This is a genomic window from Lactobacillus sp. VURO6/B1 (VP7) (genome assembly GCF_058139575.1).
The window spans coordinates 142,626-158,938 of sequence record NZ_JBVOWJ010000001.1 but is presented as its reverse complement, the minus strand read 5'-3'; the positions used below and the strand labels follow the sequence as shown (position 1 = coordinate 158,938).

14 protein-coding genes and 1 tRNA gene are annotated in these 16,313 nt (G+C 36.6%); 14 read left to right on the top strand and 1 reads right to left on the bottom strand.

Features of this window, described 5'->3' with window-relative positions; genetic code table 11:
* The first annotated feature begins 67 nt into the window (after window positions 1-67).
* From ACZ2M0_RS00710 to ACZ2M0_RS00670, 9 genes are all read left to right on the top strand, one after another.
* A complete protein-coding gene (locus tag ACZ2M0_RS00710) occupies window positions 68-1,189 on the top strand; it encodes an LCP family glycopolymer transferase (RefSeq protein WP_490058158.1) in 1,122 nt (373 codons plus the stop codon).
* Between the two features lie 2 nt (window positions 1,190-1,191).
* Window positions 1,192-1,809 (top strand): glycerol-3-phosphate acyltransferase, encoded by a 618-nt coding sequence (locus tag ACZ2M0_RS00705; protein WP_223902146.1) that lies wholly within the window; start codon window positions 1,192-1,194, stop codon window positions 1,807-1,809.
* A gap of 35 nt (window positions 1,810-1,844) precedes the next feature.
* Entirely contained in the window at window positions 1,845-4,817 is a 2,973-nt protein-coding gene (locus ACZ2M0_RS00700; RefSeq protein ID WP_490058157.1) for an LTA synthase family protein, read from the top strand.
* 270 nt (window positions 4,818-5,087) lie between these two features.
* A complete protein-coding gene (gene tyrS, locus ACZ2M0_RS00695; protein WP_490058156.1) occupies window positions 5,088-6,353 on the top strand; it encodes a tyrosine--tRNA ligase in 1,266 nt (421 codons plus the stop codon).
* A 93-nt stretch (window positions 6,354-6,446) separates the two neighbouring features.
* Window positions 6,447-6,842, top strand: a complete 396-nt coding sequence (locus tag ACZ2M0_RS00690) for an NUDIX hydrolase (protein ID WP_223902143.1) — start codon at window positions 6,447-6,449, stop codon at window positions 6,840-6,842.
* Between the two features lie 88 nt (window positions 6,843-6,930).
* The gene (locus ACZ2M0_RS00685) at window positions 6,931-7,254 is read left to right on the top strand and encodes a heavy metal-binding domain-containing protein (RefSeq protein ID WP_373868643.1); all 324 of its coding nucleotides are present in this window, start codon (window positions 6,931-6,933) and stop codon (window positions 7,252-7,254) included.
* Between the two features lie 63 nt (window positions 7,255-7,317).
* Window positions 7,318-7,390: transfer RNA gene (locus tag ACZ2M0_RS00680), tRNA-Thr, on the top strand.
* 252 nt (window positions 7,391-7,642) lie between these two features.
* Window positions 7,643-8,476 (top strand): hypothetical protein, encoded by an 834-nt coding sequence (locus ACZ2M0_RS00675; protein ID WP_223902141.1) that lies wholly within the window; start codon window positions 7,643-7,645, stop codon window positions 8,474-8,476.
* Between the two features lie 299 nt (window positions 8,477-8,775).
* Entirely contained in the window at window positions 8,776-9,429 is a 654-nt protein-coding gene (locus tag ACZ2M0_RS00670; RefSeq protein ID WP_223902140.1) for an HD domain-containing protein, read from the top strand.
* Between the two features lie 59 nt (window positions 9,430-9,488).
* On the opposite strand, the gene ACZ2M0_RS00665 is transcribed toward ACZ2M0_RS00670, so the two are convergent.
* The gene (locus tag ACZ2M0_RS00665; protein WP_490058155.1) at window positions 9,489-10,019 is read right to left on the bottom strand and encodes a methylated-DNA--[protein]-cysteine S-methyltransferase; all 531 of its coding nucleotides are present in this window, start codon (window positions 10,017-10,019) and stop codon (window positions 9,489-9,491) included.
* 299 nt (window positions 10,020-10,318) lie between these two features.
* On the opposite strand from ACZ2M0_RS00665, the gene ACZ2M0_RS00660 reads away from it, so the two are divergent.
* The 5 genes from ACZ2M0_RS00660 to ACZ2M0_RS00640 all read left to right on the top strand — a co-directional run bounded on the left by ACZ2M0_RS00660 (window position 10,319) and on the right by ACZ2M0_RS00640 (window position 16,305).
* Window positions 10,319-11,410, top strand: a complete 1,092-nt coding sequence (locus ACZ2M0_RS00660; protein ID WP_490058154.1) for a BMP family lipoprotein — start codon at window positions 10,319-10,321, stop codon at window positions 11,408-11,410.
* 120 nt (window positions 11,411-11,530) lie between these two features.
* On the top strand, window positions 11,531-12,601 hold the full coding sequence (locus ACZ2M0_RS00655) for a BMP family lipoprotein (RefSeq protein WP_490058153.1): 1,071 nt from the start codon (window positions 11,531-11,533) through the stop codon (window positions 12,599-12,601).
* A 74-nt stretch (window positions 12,602-12,675) separates the two neighbouring features.
* The gene (locus ACZ2M0_RS00650; protein WP_490058152.1) at window positions 12,676-14,211 is read left to right on the top strand and encodes an ABC transporter ATP-binding protein; all 1,536 of its coding nucleotides are present in this window, start codon (window positions 12,676-12,678) and stop codon (window positions 14,209-14,211) included.
* Window positions 14,204-15,352, top strand: a complete 1,149-nt coding sequence (locus ACZ2M0_RS00645; protein WP_490058151.1) for an ABC transporter permease — start codon at window positions 14,204-14,206, stop codon at window positions 15,350-15,352. The genes ACZ2M0_RS00650 and ACZ2M0_RS00645 overlap by 8 nt, the downstream gene beginning before the upstream one ends.
* Window positions 15,349-16,305, top strand: a complete 957-nt coding sequence (locus ACZ2M0_RS00640) for an ABC transporter permease (RefSeq protein WP_490058150.1) — start codon at window positions 15,349-15,351, stop codon at window positions 16,303-16,305. Before ACZ2M0_RS00645 ends, ACZ2M0_RS00640 begins: the two co-directional genes overlap by 4 nt.
* Window positions 16,306-16,313 lie beyond the last annotated feature (8 nt).

Sequence of the window (16,313 nt, the reverse complement as noted above, 5' to 3'; positions counted from 1 at the left end):
CCGGCAATGGCTTGTTTTTTTTGCTATAATGTACTCATTGTAATTAAAATTTGGGTAAGTAAAAGTTATGGATCACAACGATAATCATCCAGATAAAAGTCGGGTTGAATTACATGCAAAAGATTACCATAAAAAAAGGCGTATTTTAGCGTGGTTATCATGTTTTATAGTGCTTTTGGCTTTGGCGGTCTGCGTGTATTCAGCATATATTTATTTTCGCACAAAAGATACGGTAGATAACGCATACGACGCTAAAAACAGCGTGCAGATTAAAAATGGTGAATTTAACGGTAAGAAAAAATTTGCAGTGTTGTTAATGGGCAGCGATACTGGAGCACTCGACCGTAAAGACAAGATAGGCAATACTGATACCATTATTATTGCTGTTGTTAATCCCCAAAAGAAGCGCTACACCTTAATGTCAGTTCCACGAGACACTATGGCTCAAATGGTCGGCGCTGACCAATTTCAAGTTGAAAAAATAAATGCAGCTTATCCCATTGGTGGGGCTGCCATGTCGATGGCAAGCGTGTCCAAGTTAGTTAATGTTCCAATTAAGTATTATGTTTTGGTAAATATGAACGGTATTATGCGTCTCATCCGTTATGTTGGTGGTATTAATATCAGGCCAACTATGAGCTTTGAGTATGGTGGTTATATTTTTAAGAAAAATCAGCTTACTCATATGAGCGGTGGTGGGGCTCTGGCTTATTCACGCATGCGTTATGATGATCCAGAAGGCGATTATGGTCGTCAAAAGCGTCAACGCCAAGTGATTACTACTATCATAAAAAAATCCGTTTCAATTAATACTTTAACGCGCATTGACTCAGTATTATCGTCAGTTTCGGGAAATCTTAAAACTAATTTGCCCTTTGATGCATTGCGTCAGATCGCCTTTAATTATCGTGACTCTACTAAAAACGTAAAAAATGATTATCTTCATGGTCACAATGCTACAATAGACGGCTCTTCTTATCAGGTACAATCTACTAAAGAATTGCAACGGGTCTCCGATTATCTACGAACAGAACTTGGGTTGTCTGAGACGCCTATAAATAATAATGAAACATATCAGAATAGTCGTAATAAAGCTGATGGCTTCAAATTTAAAAATCCTGATAGTCAAGAATACCATATATATGAGGATTATCAAGATCAAAGTTACCAGGAAGAAGGTGACTATTGAGCATGCGTTTGTGGTCAATTATTATTGGATATGGGTTTGGCTGTCTGCTCACTGCTGTGTTGATTTGTCGTTTTGCCTTGCATCAAGATCCTACAAAGGTGGGATCAGGTAATCCGGGAACTGCAAATGTCGGAGCCGTGTTTGGAAAAAAATGGGGTATATTAACTTGTATTGGTGATATACTGAAAACTATTATTTGTCTTTCAATCGTACATTGCCTTTTCCCAAACAATATTGCTTTGCTATATGCAGGATTGGGCTTAATGCTGGGTCATTGCTTTCCTTTTTGGGAACATTTCCAAGGTGGCAAAGGTGTAACGGTCGCTGTGATAGTAGCAGCGTTATATGATACACCAGTAGCTGCAGCGACATTGTTAGTTGCTTTTTTCCTGTTAATAATATTACAAAATTTGACGGTTCCACCAATAATTTTTATAATATTGTTCAGTTTATATCAATTTTTGACAACTCAGGAAGCTGGAATCGTTTTATTGATTATGACGTTGGTTATGGTCTATAAATTTAGATATGATCTTCGTGATTTTTTTGCCAGAAAAGGAAAAAAGGTTGATGTTTTATATTCAATTAAGAAAAAATTGGGTATTAAGCGCGATAATTAATAGCATCATTTTTAGTGAGGAAAATAACTAGAAATATGAATAAAAATAAAAAATCTTTAAAAGTCATCCAGATAATTTGTCTACTGGTAGCAACTCTGTTCATGCTGGTCCAAATGTTCAACTTGAAGGGAATTGCTGCTAGAGCTCATTTTTCATTTGTCCGTTTTATGCCAAATATGTTGCATAATGCGACTTTAATGCTTATTCCCATGATATTTGGTGCTGTTTATAGTAAGAAAAAACAAAGTGTTAGCGAAAGTTTTAAATACTGGTTGTTAGCCAGCGTGACTTTAATTGTCTATTACATTTTATTTTTCTTTATAGTTCCTGCCCGCTTTAACATGTGGCGTGTATGGGGCATGCTGTTTCCGATCATTACCAGTACATCTGTTTTGTTTTCTGGTTTGATTTTCTGTTTGTTGATTCAGCCACATTTGTATGACTTTTTGCATAAATTGACAGTTAAGCAAAATCTCCTGGTGTTGAGTTTATTAACTCTACTGGGTTTTGCTTTAAGTGCCGGCAATCTGTCATTTCAATATTCGCTATATGGCCTTTACTTGGTTTTATTTTTTGCCTGGGGCATGTTTTTAGCTAATGTCCACATTGGCAAAAAATTGCTAACCCTATCTTTAATTAGCGGTTTTCTTTCTTTCTTCATTGTGATAATCGGTGTTTCGGGGTTCGATGCTGTTTACTGGTCACAAATTATTTCCGGCAACGGGGGTGGTGACTGGAACAGGGAGTTCTTAAACAATCCTTCATCTCCGTTCATGTTTTTACTGGTAGTAGCTGTTTTCTTATTATTCAAAAAAGTTATTATGACTTTTAATAAAGAACAGATGCGTTTCTTTATTCCAGTAATTATGATTATGGATGCGCCCATTTCACCAAGATTTATGAGAGCATTCCATTTTACTGGCTCCTCAATGATTAACAAGTTGATAATGCTTGTTGTTATGTTGCTAATTGTGATTGTTTGGTATCAGTTGCTCGATCGCTATTTATTCCAAATCAATCCGTTTGCGAAAATAATTAATTATTTAGATAACGAACCTAATTTAGCTAAGGTATGCGAAAAAGTATGGGCAGTCTTTACTAAGTTTGTAATTACTAACAGGGTTAATCTGCTTACTTGGGTCTGGTTTTATATTCTAAGTTTTGGTTCTTTCCTAATTGAATCTGATAATTTACGAATTCAAATTAGTACTGCTTCTACAATTAATGCGATAGTTTATCTTCTGGGCACTAAATTCTTTGCCATGATTTTGACTACCATCTTTTTGGATGCGTTATTTTCTGTCTTTTACTTTGTAACTACACGCTATTGGACTTCGAACATTTTAGTCAGTATAATCGCGATCGGTTGGGCTGTAGCCAATAAGATTAAGCTCTTACTTCGTGGTGAACCAATTTATCCAACTGAAATCAGTGAAATTGTCAATTGGAAAACCTTAATTCCAATGATCGGTAAGACTACTGTTATTGTAATTTTAGTTGCACTGATTGTAGTTATTGCCCTTGATATTTTCTTAGAGTTAAAATTCCCTGTTAAAAAGCGGGGATCATGGAAGAGACGTGGTATTTGGGCACTTTTAAGCTTATTATTATTTGTCACACCATTGCGTTTTAATCATGATGGTGGAGTGATCTATCATATCAATCGCGGTTTCGATAATAAACAAAGGTTCCGTAATCCAGAACGAGATATCCAAGTTAACGGTCCTGTACTTAATTTCTTGAATTATATTGATCTGCAAATTATGGATCAGCCTGAGGGATATTCAGAAACAAGTATCAAGCAGTTAAACAATAAATATGAAAAAGTTGCTGCTAAAATAAATAAGAAGCGGAAGAATACTCTTAAAGATCAAACTATTGTCTTTAATTTGAGTGAAAGTTTTGTTGATCCAAGTACTTTCCCTACATTTAGGCTTGACCGTGATGTTCCAAACCCAGTTAAATTTATTCAATCAATGAAGTCGCGTTCTACTTACGGCAACATGCTAAGTGCTGGTTATGGTGGTGGTACTGCCAATATGGAATGGGAGACTTTAACCGGATTAAACATGGGAATGTTTAAGTCTACATTGACTCCTTATGTTCAAGTGGTACCTAATTATGATTTCTATCCAACAATAGGAATGAATTTTGATTATAAATCTGCGGTCCACCCGTTTATTGGAACGTATTACTCCAGACAGGAAGACTATCATAGATTCAAATTTGACAAATTTATCTTTGTGGGTTCGAAATATAAGATTATTGATCAAAAGAAATTGGGCAAGAGTGGTTATAACTCTGACTTTACTACCTATGCTAATGGTCTAAAAGAAATCAACTCGCGTAACGGTGGACAATTTATTAACCTGATTTCAATCCAAAATCACATGCCATATAATAATTGGTATCCAAATAATGAATACATGGGCAAGATTTCGGGAGAATTATTTAAGTCTCCAGCGGTTCGCGATCAAATGGCCACTTATGTCAAGGGAACGCAATATACTGATAAAGCTGTGAAACAATTCATTGAACAGATAGATAAGATTAAAAAGCCAATTACTTTGGTCTTTTATGGTGATCACTACCCAAGCATTCTTTCTCAGAGTTATACTGCCAAATATCCAGTACAGATGCACTCGACGCGCTACTTTATCTATTCGAATAAGTATGCACGGCAACATGGCGCTAAAAAGAGACTGCCACGCAAGGCTAATAATTTCGTCAGTTCAAGTGACTTTATTGCAATGATGCTGGAACAGACAGATTCGAAAGTTACTCCTTACCAGGCTCTGTTAACTGAAGTTCATAAGAAGTTACCGGCAATAACAATTAACTTCAAAGGTGATAAAGGCTTTGAATTAATTGGAAGGCAAGGACAAGTAATAGAACCGAAATACTTGACTAAGAAGCAGCAGCAAGTTTTAGCCGATTATGAGGCTATTCAATATGACATGACAGCTGGTAAAGCTTATGGTTTAAAGATTAAAGGCTTTTATAAGTAACAAATTGTATTGACTTATTAAGAAAAAATGAGTATTATCATTTATAACAAATTTAAGTAGCACCTTGATTCAGCGTTCAGAGAACTAGCGGTTAGTGTGAGCTAGACAGGTCAAGTGTAGCGAAATACGAGTTGGGTGGTTCCCATAAAGACCGTAATTAAGGCACTTGTCATTGAAGTGCGAACGTGGGTGGTACCACGGCTGAAAAAAGTATTTAGTCGTCCCTAGATTCGTTTAAGAATCTAGGGATTTTTTATTGGAGGAAAAAAGATGGCAAACTTTGATATTTTAGCAGACTTAAAATGGCGTGGAGCGATTAACCAGCAGACTGATGAAGTAGGACTAACCAAATATTTACAAGACCACGATGACTTAGCCCTTTATTGCGGCACTGATCCCACTGGTGATTCACTGCATATCGGTCATCTTATTCCCTTCATGATTTTGAAAAGGTTTCAGCTGGCTGGATATCACCCTGTGATCGTTATAGGTGGCGGCACAGGAACAATTGGTGACCCCTCTGGACGTAAGTCAGAGAGAGTGCTCCTTAGTGCAGAAAAATTACACGAAAATGAACTTGCTCTGACTAAGCAAATGGAAAAATTGTTTGGCACTGATAACTTTCAAATTGTTAACAACGCAGAGTGGCTTGATAAATTAAGTTTAATTGAATTCTTGCGTGAATACGGCAAGCACTTCCAAGTTAATAATATGATCAATAAAGACGTAGTTGCCAATCGCCTGGAAAATGGTATTTCATTTACCGAGTTTTCTTACCAGATTTTACAGGCCATTGATTTCTACCAGTTAAATAAAAATTATGGTGTTCAAATGCAAATTGGTGGTAGCGATCAATGGGGCAATATCACAGCAGGAATTGATTTGATCCATAAATTAATGGGATCAGACAGACAGGCCTTTGGTTTGACTATTCCATTAATGTTGAAAGCTGACGGTACCAAGTTTGGTAAATCTGCTGGTGGAGCCGTTTGGCTTGATCCTGAAAAAACTAGCCCTTACGAATTTTATCAATTCTGGATCAATCAGGATGATCGTGACGTTGTTAAGTACTTGAAGTACTTTACTTTCCTTAGTCATGAAGAAATTGATGATCTGGCGGAGCAAGTAAAAGTTGAACCGTGGAAGCGGACAGCGCAAAAGACGCTCGCTAGAGAAGTAACAAAATTTGTTCACGGAGAAGCAGGCTTAAAAGAAGCAGAAATGATTACAGATGTTTTGTTTTCCGGAGATATTAAAAATTTGTCGGTCAAGCAAATTGAGCAAGGGTTAAAGAGTGCACCAGCGGCTGAGGCATCGTCTCAGAGCCAAAATATTGTGGACTTCTTGGTTGATACCAAAATTGAACCCTCTAAGCGCCAGGCACGAGAAGATGTTGTTAACGGAGCAATTTATGTGAACGGTGAGCGCGAGCAGTCAGTAGACTTTGAGGTCGATCCTGCTAAAGCCTTTGACGGTAAATACGTTATTATTAGAAAAGGTAAAAGAAAATATACTTTAGTTACAATTAAAGATTAATCTAAAATAGTCTGTTGCGCTCGGTGCAACAGATTTTTTAGTTGACAAAAGGGTATATAAGAAAACATTATTTTTTCTGAAGGAGTGTTTGATATGCGCGCACGTGTAATACTTTATAATTCTGAAAATGATGCGATGTTATTAATTCATAGATTAAAAAATGGTCGGGACTACTGGGTAATTCCAGGTGGTGGAGCTGAAGGAAATGAAACTCCAGTTGAAACTGCATTAAGAGAAATCGAGGAAGAGTTAAATATTCAGCTAAAGCCAGCTGACTTGACCCATCTATTAGAATACAAAAGTCAAGAAAATGAACATTTTTTCTTTGCTAAAATGCCCTTTATAGCTGCACCAGCAATCAGTGGTGAAGAAAAGGAACGCTCAAGTAAGTCTAACGTTTATCAGCCAGAATGGGTGGCAAGTGCTGATTTAACTCAAATTAATTTAATGCCACCTGAAATTGCTGCCAAAATAGTAACTCTTATTTGACAAAAAAATTCTGTAATTTCATACTATTATGTTAGTGAAATATTTATCTGAATGCTCAGATAGGAGAGTAAAAATGGCTGACAGAGAAATGTTAGTAACTACTACCGAAAATATACCTGGTAGAAAATATGAAATTATTGGTGAAGTGTTTGGTTTAACGACTCAGTCCAAAAATTTTGTTAAAAATTTTGGCGCAGGATTAAAATCCGTAGTTGGTGGTGAAATTCGCAGTTACACCAAGATGCTGGAAGATTCTCGCAATCAAGCTTTGGCAAGATTGCGTCAAGCTGCAGGGGATAAAGGTGCAGATGCAATTGTAATGATGCGTTTTGATTCTAGTTCAATTAGCGGTGATATGCAGTCTGTAGTTGCTTATGGGACCGCTGTAAGATTTATTGCAGACAACGAATAGATATAGTATTATTTGAAGTATTCGCTCCATGAGAGTGAGTACTTTTTTATTGATTATTGATTTGCCACTTTAGCTCAGGAGGTAGAGCACCGCCGTGGTAAGGAGGAGGTCCTCAGTTCAAATCTGGGAAGTGGCTTTAATTTTTATACGATATTTCAAATACGCTTTGGCTTTTTGTATAATGCAAAAGTATGAAACAGCTTTTAAGTTGCTATGATAACATTTATAAACCACTTTATGTCCATAATTTTGTGTTAAAAAAGCTGTATTTTTTTCATTTGATATTGCCTAAATTACTGACTAATTATATAACTAATAGTATAAGACGTGAAATTCATAACAGAAAAAATTATTGACATATATCTTAAAGTGAGGAAGTTTATTTGCTATGAGGAAGATTAAGTTATTCAAGAAAATGTTGATTGCAGGTGCGATGTTAACTATCGGTTCTGCTTCATTAGGCGTAAGCACTCAATCTATTTCGGCAAAATCTCTGCCAGTTGCCACGACAAAGGATTATAACAAGCTGCAGAAGCTTTCTAAAAAGCCTGGTGCCCATTACATAAAAAAACGGAAATGGTATGCCAGTTTTGTTCCTGGAGATAATGTTCAAGCGTATCGCCATTTAACATCACATAAACTATTGGAAACTAGATCCGATCCTGGAGTTGATGATTGGGATATTTTTATCGGTGCGGGAACAATTAATGGTACTCGTTATTTCATTAGCAATATTAAAGAAAAAGATGGTAAAACGAAATATATAATTCCAGCAGCATATTGCCAAATACCTTACGGATACCGCTTTAAAAAAGGACATGCTGTGGTTCACGATTACAATGGATCTTTAGCTAATGCGTATAATGGCTATAGTGAAACTGATCATCAATATGGTAAGACATTAACTAAAGAAAATATTATTTATAGTAATAAGGAAGATGCCACATTTACTGTTTCCTTGAAGCAAGATGGTCAAGCCAAAGGAAAACACAAAGGCTTTTGGATTGGGCGTACAGCGATTAAATTCAGAGTTGATGGCACAAATACTTATGAAAACTATTATCCCCTTTATAACTATGCCGCAAATGGTGAACTGATTGTTAGTTATATTAAAACTAAAGATTTGAGTCAATTTAAACGGGCAACAGTGACTTATGATCACATTGGTACAATTACTAAGAGTCATAAATTTAAGCCCGCTCATAAAAAACTAAATATTTAATACGAGTTAAAAGAGGAATAATTTAACATTATTGTTAGCTCGTTATGAAATAAATTTGGTCAAATTAATAAAAAGAGCTAGACTATTAAACTAGTAGTATAAATTACTAAAGTTAATAGTCTGTTTTTATAATATAAAGGGTTATCAAGCTAGTAATAATTGTTGTCGTATTAATCAAAATTAAGAATAATTAAGCATTTTAGTGCTTATAAGGCTTAAATTGCGTAAATAAAAGCCAAGCCTTTATCGAAACTGCTTATTTTATAAAAAACATTTTACAAATTAGAAAGGAAATTAACTTGGATTTAACTAAAGTAACCGATTTTGTTAAAAAGCAGCTGCAAGACGAAAAAACCGGGCATGATTTTTATCATGGACAACGAGTTGCTCACCTGGCCAGCAAAATGTATTTACAGGATAATCCTGATGCACATGAAGATAGTCGCATGGTTGCTATTATTCAAACTGCGGGATATTTACACGATACTATTGATGAAAAAATCTGTGCTGACCCTGATCAAGTTCTTGCCCACATTAAAGAACTGCTTCCTAAAGTGGGTTTTACTTCCCTAGAAGTCAAAGATATTTTATTCACTATGCAACATATGTCTTTTTCCGCTAATATAGAGCATCATTATCAGTTGCCAGTATCAGGAGAGTATGTGCAAGATGCTGATCGCATTGAAAGCTTGGGTGCAATTGGCATCGCCCGTGCGTTTACATATGGCGGAGCTCATGACAATGTGATATACGACCCCAGAATCAAACCACAAAAACTGGTAAGTCATGATCAATATCGTGAACATACAGAAACAACAATTAACCATTTTTATGAAAAACTGTTTCATTTGGCTGATTTAATGAATACTGTCGAGGGTAAAAAAGAAGCGCAAAAAAGAACCGAATTTATGCGTGATTATGTTAAAGAATTTATGGCTGAATGGAATGTTTAAGCTGCATATAGCCTTATGCGGCTTTTATTTTGCTCTTTTTAAGAACGCAAACCTTAAAATTATAGCAAGTCTAGTTGACTGGAAAATTTGATTTGGGGATTTTCCATTTTTAGTAGAGCTTTTTTACGATCAAGGCCACCTGCATAACCGGTTAAAGCCCCATCACTACCAACTACACGGTGGCAGGGAATAATTAAACTAATAGGATTATGTTTGACTGCATTGCCAACAGCGCGTGCCAAATTTATCTTATTTTGACCTTTTTGCACGCGATTAGATAATTCTTTATAAGTGACTAGTTTGCCATAAGGTATTTTTTGTAGTTCTTTGAGTACTTTTTGTCTAAAAGCCGACACGACAGGTTTCACAGGGATGGTACGTGGATCAGGATTTTGGCCAGCAAAATAGTTCGTTAGCCATTTTAGAGTTTGTTTAATAGGTCTAGTTGCAAAAACTTCGGCAACATTCAAATCATAGTCGGCACCAAAATATTTTTGACCGTTAAACCATAATCCTAATAAATTATTTTCGTTACTTAAAAGCGTTAATGTTCCTAATTCTGATTCGAAAAATTCTTTATATAGTTTCATTTTATTACTTCCATAACAAATTAGCTCTTCTATTTATTTTATTATACGTTTTTTTATGAATAATAGTTGCTTTCAATTTTTAGCACAAAAACTAGCCGAGGACCTTTTAGCCTTAACGGTTCTATACGAAAATTTCAACTTTTTTATTTGTGGTATACAAAACATTATGAGTTAAGCCTAGTTTCGCTTTCATGAAAAAATAGGAATGCTATCAGATCAACACTTTATCTTGTAGTGATTTTTTGACAATGGTACCAGATGTGGTATGTTAATTACTGTAAAAATTAGGAGGTCATAAAATGAAGTCAAAATTTAGAAAAATCTTTTCCATTAGTGCGGTGGCAGTCGCTGCAGGATTAGCGCTTACAGCATGTTCAGGTAAAAAGCAGGGAGGTAGTAGTAATTCGAGCAGCAGTGCCAAGCACTCCATTGCGCTAATTACTGATACTGCTGGGGTCAATGATAATTCTTTCAATCAGTCTGCATGGCAAGGATTTAAAGAATACGGCAAAGATCACAGTCTTAGTCGTGGACGTAATGGCTACCAGTATTTTCAATCTGGCAGTGCTGCAGATTTTGAACCCAATTTTGATCAAGCAAGCAAAGCTGGCTATCAGACAATTTTTGGTATTGGCTATAGCTTAAAAGACGCTGTCAAAGCAGCTGCTAAAAAGAATCCTAAAAAGAACTACGTTATTGTTGACGAAGTAATTAAGGGGCAAAAGAATGTGGCCTCCGCCAATTTCAAGAGTGAGCAAGCTTCTTACTTAGCAGGTGTTGTAGCAGCAACAGAAACAAAGACCAACGTCATTGGGTTCATTGGTGGTGCTCATGGCAATATTATTGACTTGTTTGATGCCGGTTTTACTAAAGGTGTTAATGATCAAGCCAAAAAGCTGCATAAAAAAATTACACTGCTAAATCAGTATGTGGGTGATTTTAAGAGTGCAGACAAAGAAAAAGCCATTGCTCAGTCAATGTACGCTAAAAAAGCTGATATTATCTTTCATGCTTCTGGTTTAGCAGGCAATGGTCTGTTCCAAGAAGCTAAATCTATTAATCAAACTAGAACAGGTGCTAAAAAAGTCTGGGCTATTGGTGTTGACTCTGATCAATCACATTTAGGTAACTATAAAACTAAAGATGGTAAAAAAGATAACTTCGTTTTGACTTCTGTGATTACTGGTGTCAATGTTGCTACCCGAGATATTTCTAATCGTGCATATAACGGGAAATTCCCTGGTGGTCAGCAATTAGTTTACGGTTTGAAAACTAATGGCGTTTCGATTAAACGCGGACAAATCAGTGCAAAAGCTTGGCAATATTCACGTCAGGCACGTAAAGAAATAATTAAGGGCAATATTAAAGTGCCAATTCACCCAAGTAAATAGTTCGTTGATAAGCCGATTTCTTTATCTAAATCTTACCAAAAAAATAATTATCTTGAATTAATACGTATTTTATTATAATATTAGTTATGAAAAGTTCGTATTTTGTGGAGGGTAATATAAATGGGTAAGAAATTTACGAAATTTTTGTCATTAGGATTTTTAATGGCGTCATTTACTTTGTTTTTGAATGCTTGCTCGGGAAAAAAACAGGGAACAAGCAGTCAAAACAAGAAGGACAGTATTGCGTTAATTACGGATAGCAACGGTATTAACGATCAGTCCTTTAATCAGGCCGCTTGGGCCGGTTTTAAAGATTATGGTAAAGAACATAACTTTAAACAAGGCAAAGGCTACCAGTATTTTCAATCTAGCAGTGCTACCGACTATACGCCTAATTTTAATCAGGCTGCCAAGTCGGGCTATCAGACAATATTCGGTATTGGCTATATGTTAAAAGATTCAGTTAAGGCTGCTGCCAAGAAGAATCCTAAGAAAAATTTTGTAATTGTTGACGATGTGATAACTGGTCAGAAAAATGTAGCTTCTGTTACTTTTAAGAGTAACGAATCATCATATTTGGGTGGTGTAGCTGCAGCTTATTCAACTAAAACCAATAAAGTTGGTTTTATCGGTGGAGCAAAATCTGCAATCATTGATACTTTTGAAGCAGGTTTCAAGCAAGGCGTAAAAGACGCTGCTAAAGCTCAGCATAAAAAAATCAGTGTCAGTACACAATATATCGGCAACTTTACTTCAAACGATAAAGCTAAGTCAATTGCACAATCTATGTACGCTGACAACTGTGACGTAGTCTTCCAAGCTGCCGGTTCTGCCGGTAGTGGAGTTTTCCAAGAAGCTAAAGCACTTAATCAAACTAAGCCGGAAAATAAAAAGGTTTGGGTAATTGGTGTTGATGTTGATCAGGAAAATCTGGGAAACTACAAAACAAAGGATGGTAAAAAGGCTAACTTTACTTTAACTTCTGTATTGAAGGGACTAAATGTTGCAACCAAATCTTTAGCTGATGATGCAGCCAAAGGTAAGTTCCCTGGAGGAAAGCACTTGGTTTATTCATTAAAAGGCAATGGTGTTTCAATTACTAAAGGTAATCTGGCACCAAAGGCATGGATTGCAGTACAAAAGGCTAAGCAGCAAGTAGTTTCCGGAAAAATAACAGTAGCGCAGAATTAAAGTAAATTAACGTTTAAAACTCTTTGTGTAAGTTTATGCAAAGAGTTTTTTTAGAAAAAGGAAATTTACATAAAATGAAAGATATGACGAACGTAATAGAGATGCGCCATATTGTTAAGGATTTTAACGGCTTTAAAGCCAATAATGATATTAATTTGACTTTAAGGAAAGGTGAAATTTTAGCTCTTTTGGGAGAAAATGGTGCAGGTAAATCAACTTTAATGAGTATTTTATCTGGACTGATTACTCCTACTGCAGGTTCAATCAAAGTTCGCGGACAAAAGGTTAACATTAAAAATCCAACTGTCGCTAAAGACTTAGGTATAGGCATGGTACACCAGCATTTTATGTTGATGGATTCCTTTACTGTTTTAGAAAATATCATTTTGGGTCATGAAACTACCACGGGCCCTAAATTAGATTTTAAAAAAGCGGAAAAACAAATAATGGCTTTGTCTGAGCGTTATAACTTAAACGTTGATCCCCAGAAAAAGGTTAGTGAGATCACAGTGGCCCAACAGCAAAGAGTGGAAATTTTGAAAGTTCTCTACCGCGGAGCTGACATTATGATTTTCGATGAACCTACTGCCGTTTTAACTCCGCAGGAAATTACCGAATTCATTCAAATTCTGCATGAACTCGCAAAAGAGGGTAAATCGATTATTTTAATCACACATAAGCTGGAAGAAATTGAACGAGCAGCTGATCGTGTAACTGTGATTCGTGCTGGCAAAAGTGTGGGCACATTTGCTGTTGCTAATGTTGATAATAATCGTCTGGCAGAATTAATGGTGGGACGTCACGTTAACATGCAGGTCAATAAGCCAACAGAAAAAGTTGGGCGCACAATGTTGCAAGTTGAAGACCTGCATGTAAAAAGCAAGCAAAATGTTGCCATAATTAAAGGGCTATCTTTTAATTTGCATGCTGGGGAAATTTTGGGTGTTGCTGGTATTGACGGCAATGGTCAGGATGAACTTGTCAGGGCCCTAACCGGTTTGCAACATATTGATTCTGGCAAAATTTTGATTGACGGTGAAAATATGACTAATCGTAAGGTACGGCAAATAACTGAAAAGGGTGTTTCATATATACCTGCTGACCGGCAAAAATATGGTTTGATTTTACCTTTTTCGATTTCTGATAATTTGGCTTTACAAACTTATTATAAGGAACCATTTTCTCGCCATAACGTGATGCATTATGATGTAATTCATGAACATGCCAAGAAATTAATTAAACAATTTGATATCAGAACTACAAGTGAAAGAATGCCTGTAAGTGATTTATCTGGAGGTAACCAGCAAAAAGTCATTATTGCCCGTGAATTGAGTCGCGACAGTAATTTAATTATTGCGTTTCAGCCGACTCGTGGCCTTGACGTTGGTGCCATTGAATATATTCATAATCAGCTCTTAAATGAGAGAGCTCAGGGCAAAGCAATTTTGTTAATATCTTATGAGCTTGATGAAATTATGCAATTGTCAGACAGAATTATTGTGCTTCACGATGGTAGAATTTCTGGTGAGGTCAAGCCGGAAAATACTAGTGATGAAGAATTAGGTTTGTTAATGACCGGCGTTAAGAAAGAAGGCAGCGCTCTTGCTTAAAGTTACACTAAAAACCAAGAAAATCTTAGTGCCAATCATTTCTATTTTGGCAGGCTTTTTAGTCGGGGCAATCATCATGCTGGTTTGGAGTTACAATCCGATTCAAGCATATGCTTCAATGTTTTCCAGTGCGTTAGGAAACATGAACGGCATAGGTGAAACGATCCGTGAAGCTACCCCACTGATTTTTACTGCTATTGGTTTTGCTATCGCTTCTACTGCCGGTTTTTTCAATATTGGCTTGCCTGGTCAGGCTCAAGCTGGCTGGTTATCTTCTATCTGGGTGGTTTTGGCTAATCCTAATATGCCTAAGGCAATTTTGCTTCCATTGGCAGTAATAACAGGCATTCTGGCTGGCGCACTTGTTGCTGGTATTGCTGGTTGGCTCCGTGCACAATTTGGGACTAATGAAGTCATAACAACCATTATGATTAACTATATTGTGCTTTATTCGTGTCAATATTTAATGCAGCAAGTAATGTCATCAAAATTGCGCATCGATACTGATACTACTAAAGCAATTACTGCTAACGGCAGCTTGAAAATTGGATGGCTTAGCACAATGTTTGGCGATTCGCGGATTAATGCGGGAATTTTTATTGCTTTGGTTGCGGTCTTTTTATATTGGTATTTAATGAAAAAGACTACTACTGGCTTTGAAATTCGTTCAGTTGGTACCAATGCGGCGGCGAGTCGTTATGCAGGGATGTCAGCTAAAAAGAATATCATGCTTTCTATGTTATTGTCTGGTGGATTTGCTGGCTTAGGCGGTGTTGTTCAAGGTCTTGGCACATATCAAAACTATTTCACCCAAACGACCAGCTTAGATATCGGCTGGGATGGCCTGTCCGTTGCTCTTCTTGGTGGTGGGACAGCCGTCGGCATTTTACTGGCTTCACTATTATTTTCAATTTTAAAAATTGGCGGTCTAGGGATGCAAACTATTGCCGGTATTCCTTATGAAATTGTTTCAATAGTAATTGCTGCTATCATTTTCTTTGTTGCTATTCAGTATGTCATTGGATTACTGTTTAAAACTAAAAGGACTAAAGAAACCCTAAAAGATGCAGCGACTAAAGAAACTGAACCCAATAACGTTACTGTTAGTTCCACAAAAACTCAGGGAGGACAAAATTCATGAATTTAGTTACGATTTTAGCTTTAATTGTGTCATCGACTTTTGTCTATTCAGCACCATTAATTTTTACTGCTTTAGGCGGTGTTTATAGTGAAAATTCAGGTATTACCAACATTGGCCTTGAAGGAATAATGACAATGGGCGCTTTTTCTGCCGTTGTGTTTAACCTGACTTTTGCTTCTGCTTTTGGTAAAGCAACTCCTTGGATTGGTCTTCTTGTTGGGGGAGTTGTAGGTTTGCTATTTTCACTGCTCCATGCTGTAGCAACCATTAATTTTCACGCTGATCACATCATCAGCGGGACTGTCCTCAATCTTATGGCTCCACCATTAGGAGTGTTTTTAGTCAAAGCTATATATGATAAAGGTCAAACTGAAAACATTACGCAGAGCTTTGGTTATTTTAGTTTTCCTGGCCTTGCTAATATTCCTTTTATTGGGCCTGTTTTCTTTCAAAACACTTCTGCACCTGCCTGGCTGGCAATAATTGTATCAATCTTATTATGGTGGGTTTTGTATAAAACTCGTTTTGGCTTACGTCTGCGTTCATGTGGTGAAAATCCTCAAGCAGCAGATACTTTGGGGATCAATGTTTATGGTATGCGTTACGCTGGCGTGCTAATATCAGGCTTTTTAGGCGGAATTGGCGGAGCAGTTTTTGCGGAAGCAATTTCAGGCAATTTTTCAGTTTCTACTATTGTTGGACAAGGTTTTATGGCGTTAGCAGCCATGATCTTTGGTAAATGGAACCCATTAGGTGCAATGCTAGCTTCGCTTTTCTTTGGCTTTGCTCAAAGTATCAGTATTATTGGCAATCAACTACCATTCTTTAGTCACATTCCTGCTGTTTACATGCAGATTGCTCCTTACGTAATTACCATTTTAGTTTTAGTTTTGTTCTTTGGAAAATCAGTTGCTCCAGCAGCAGATGGTCAGAATTATATTAAGTCAAAATAGGGAAGAAT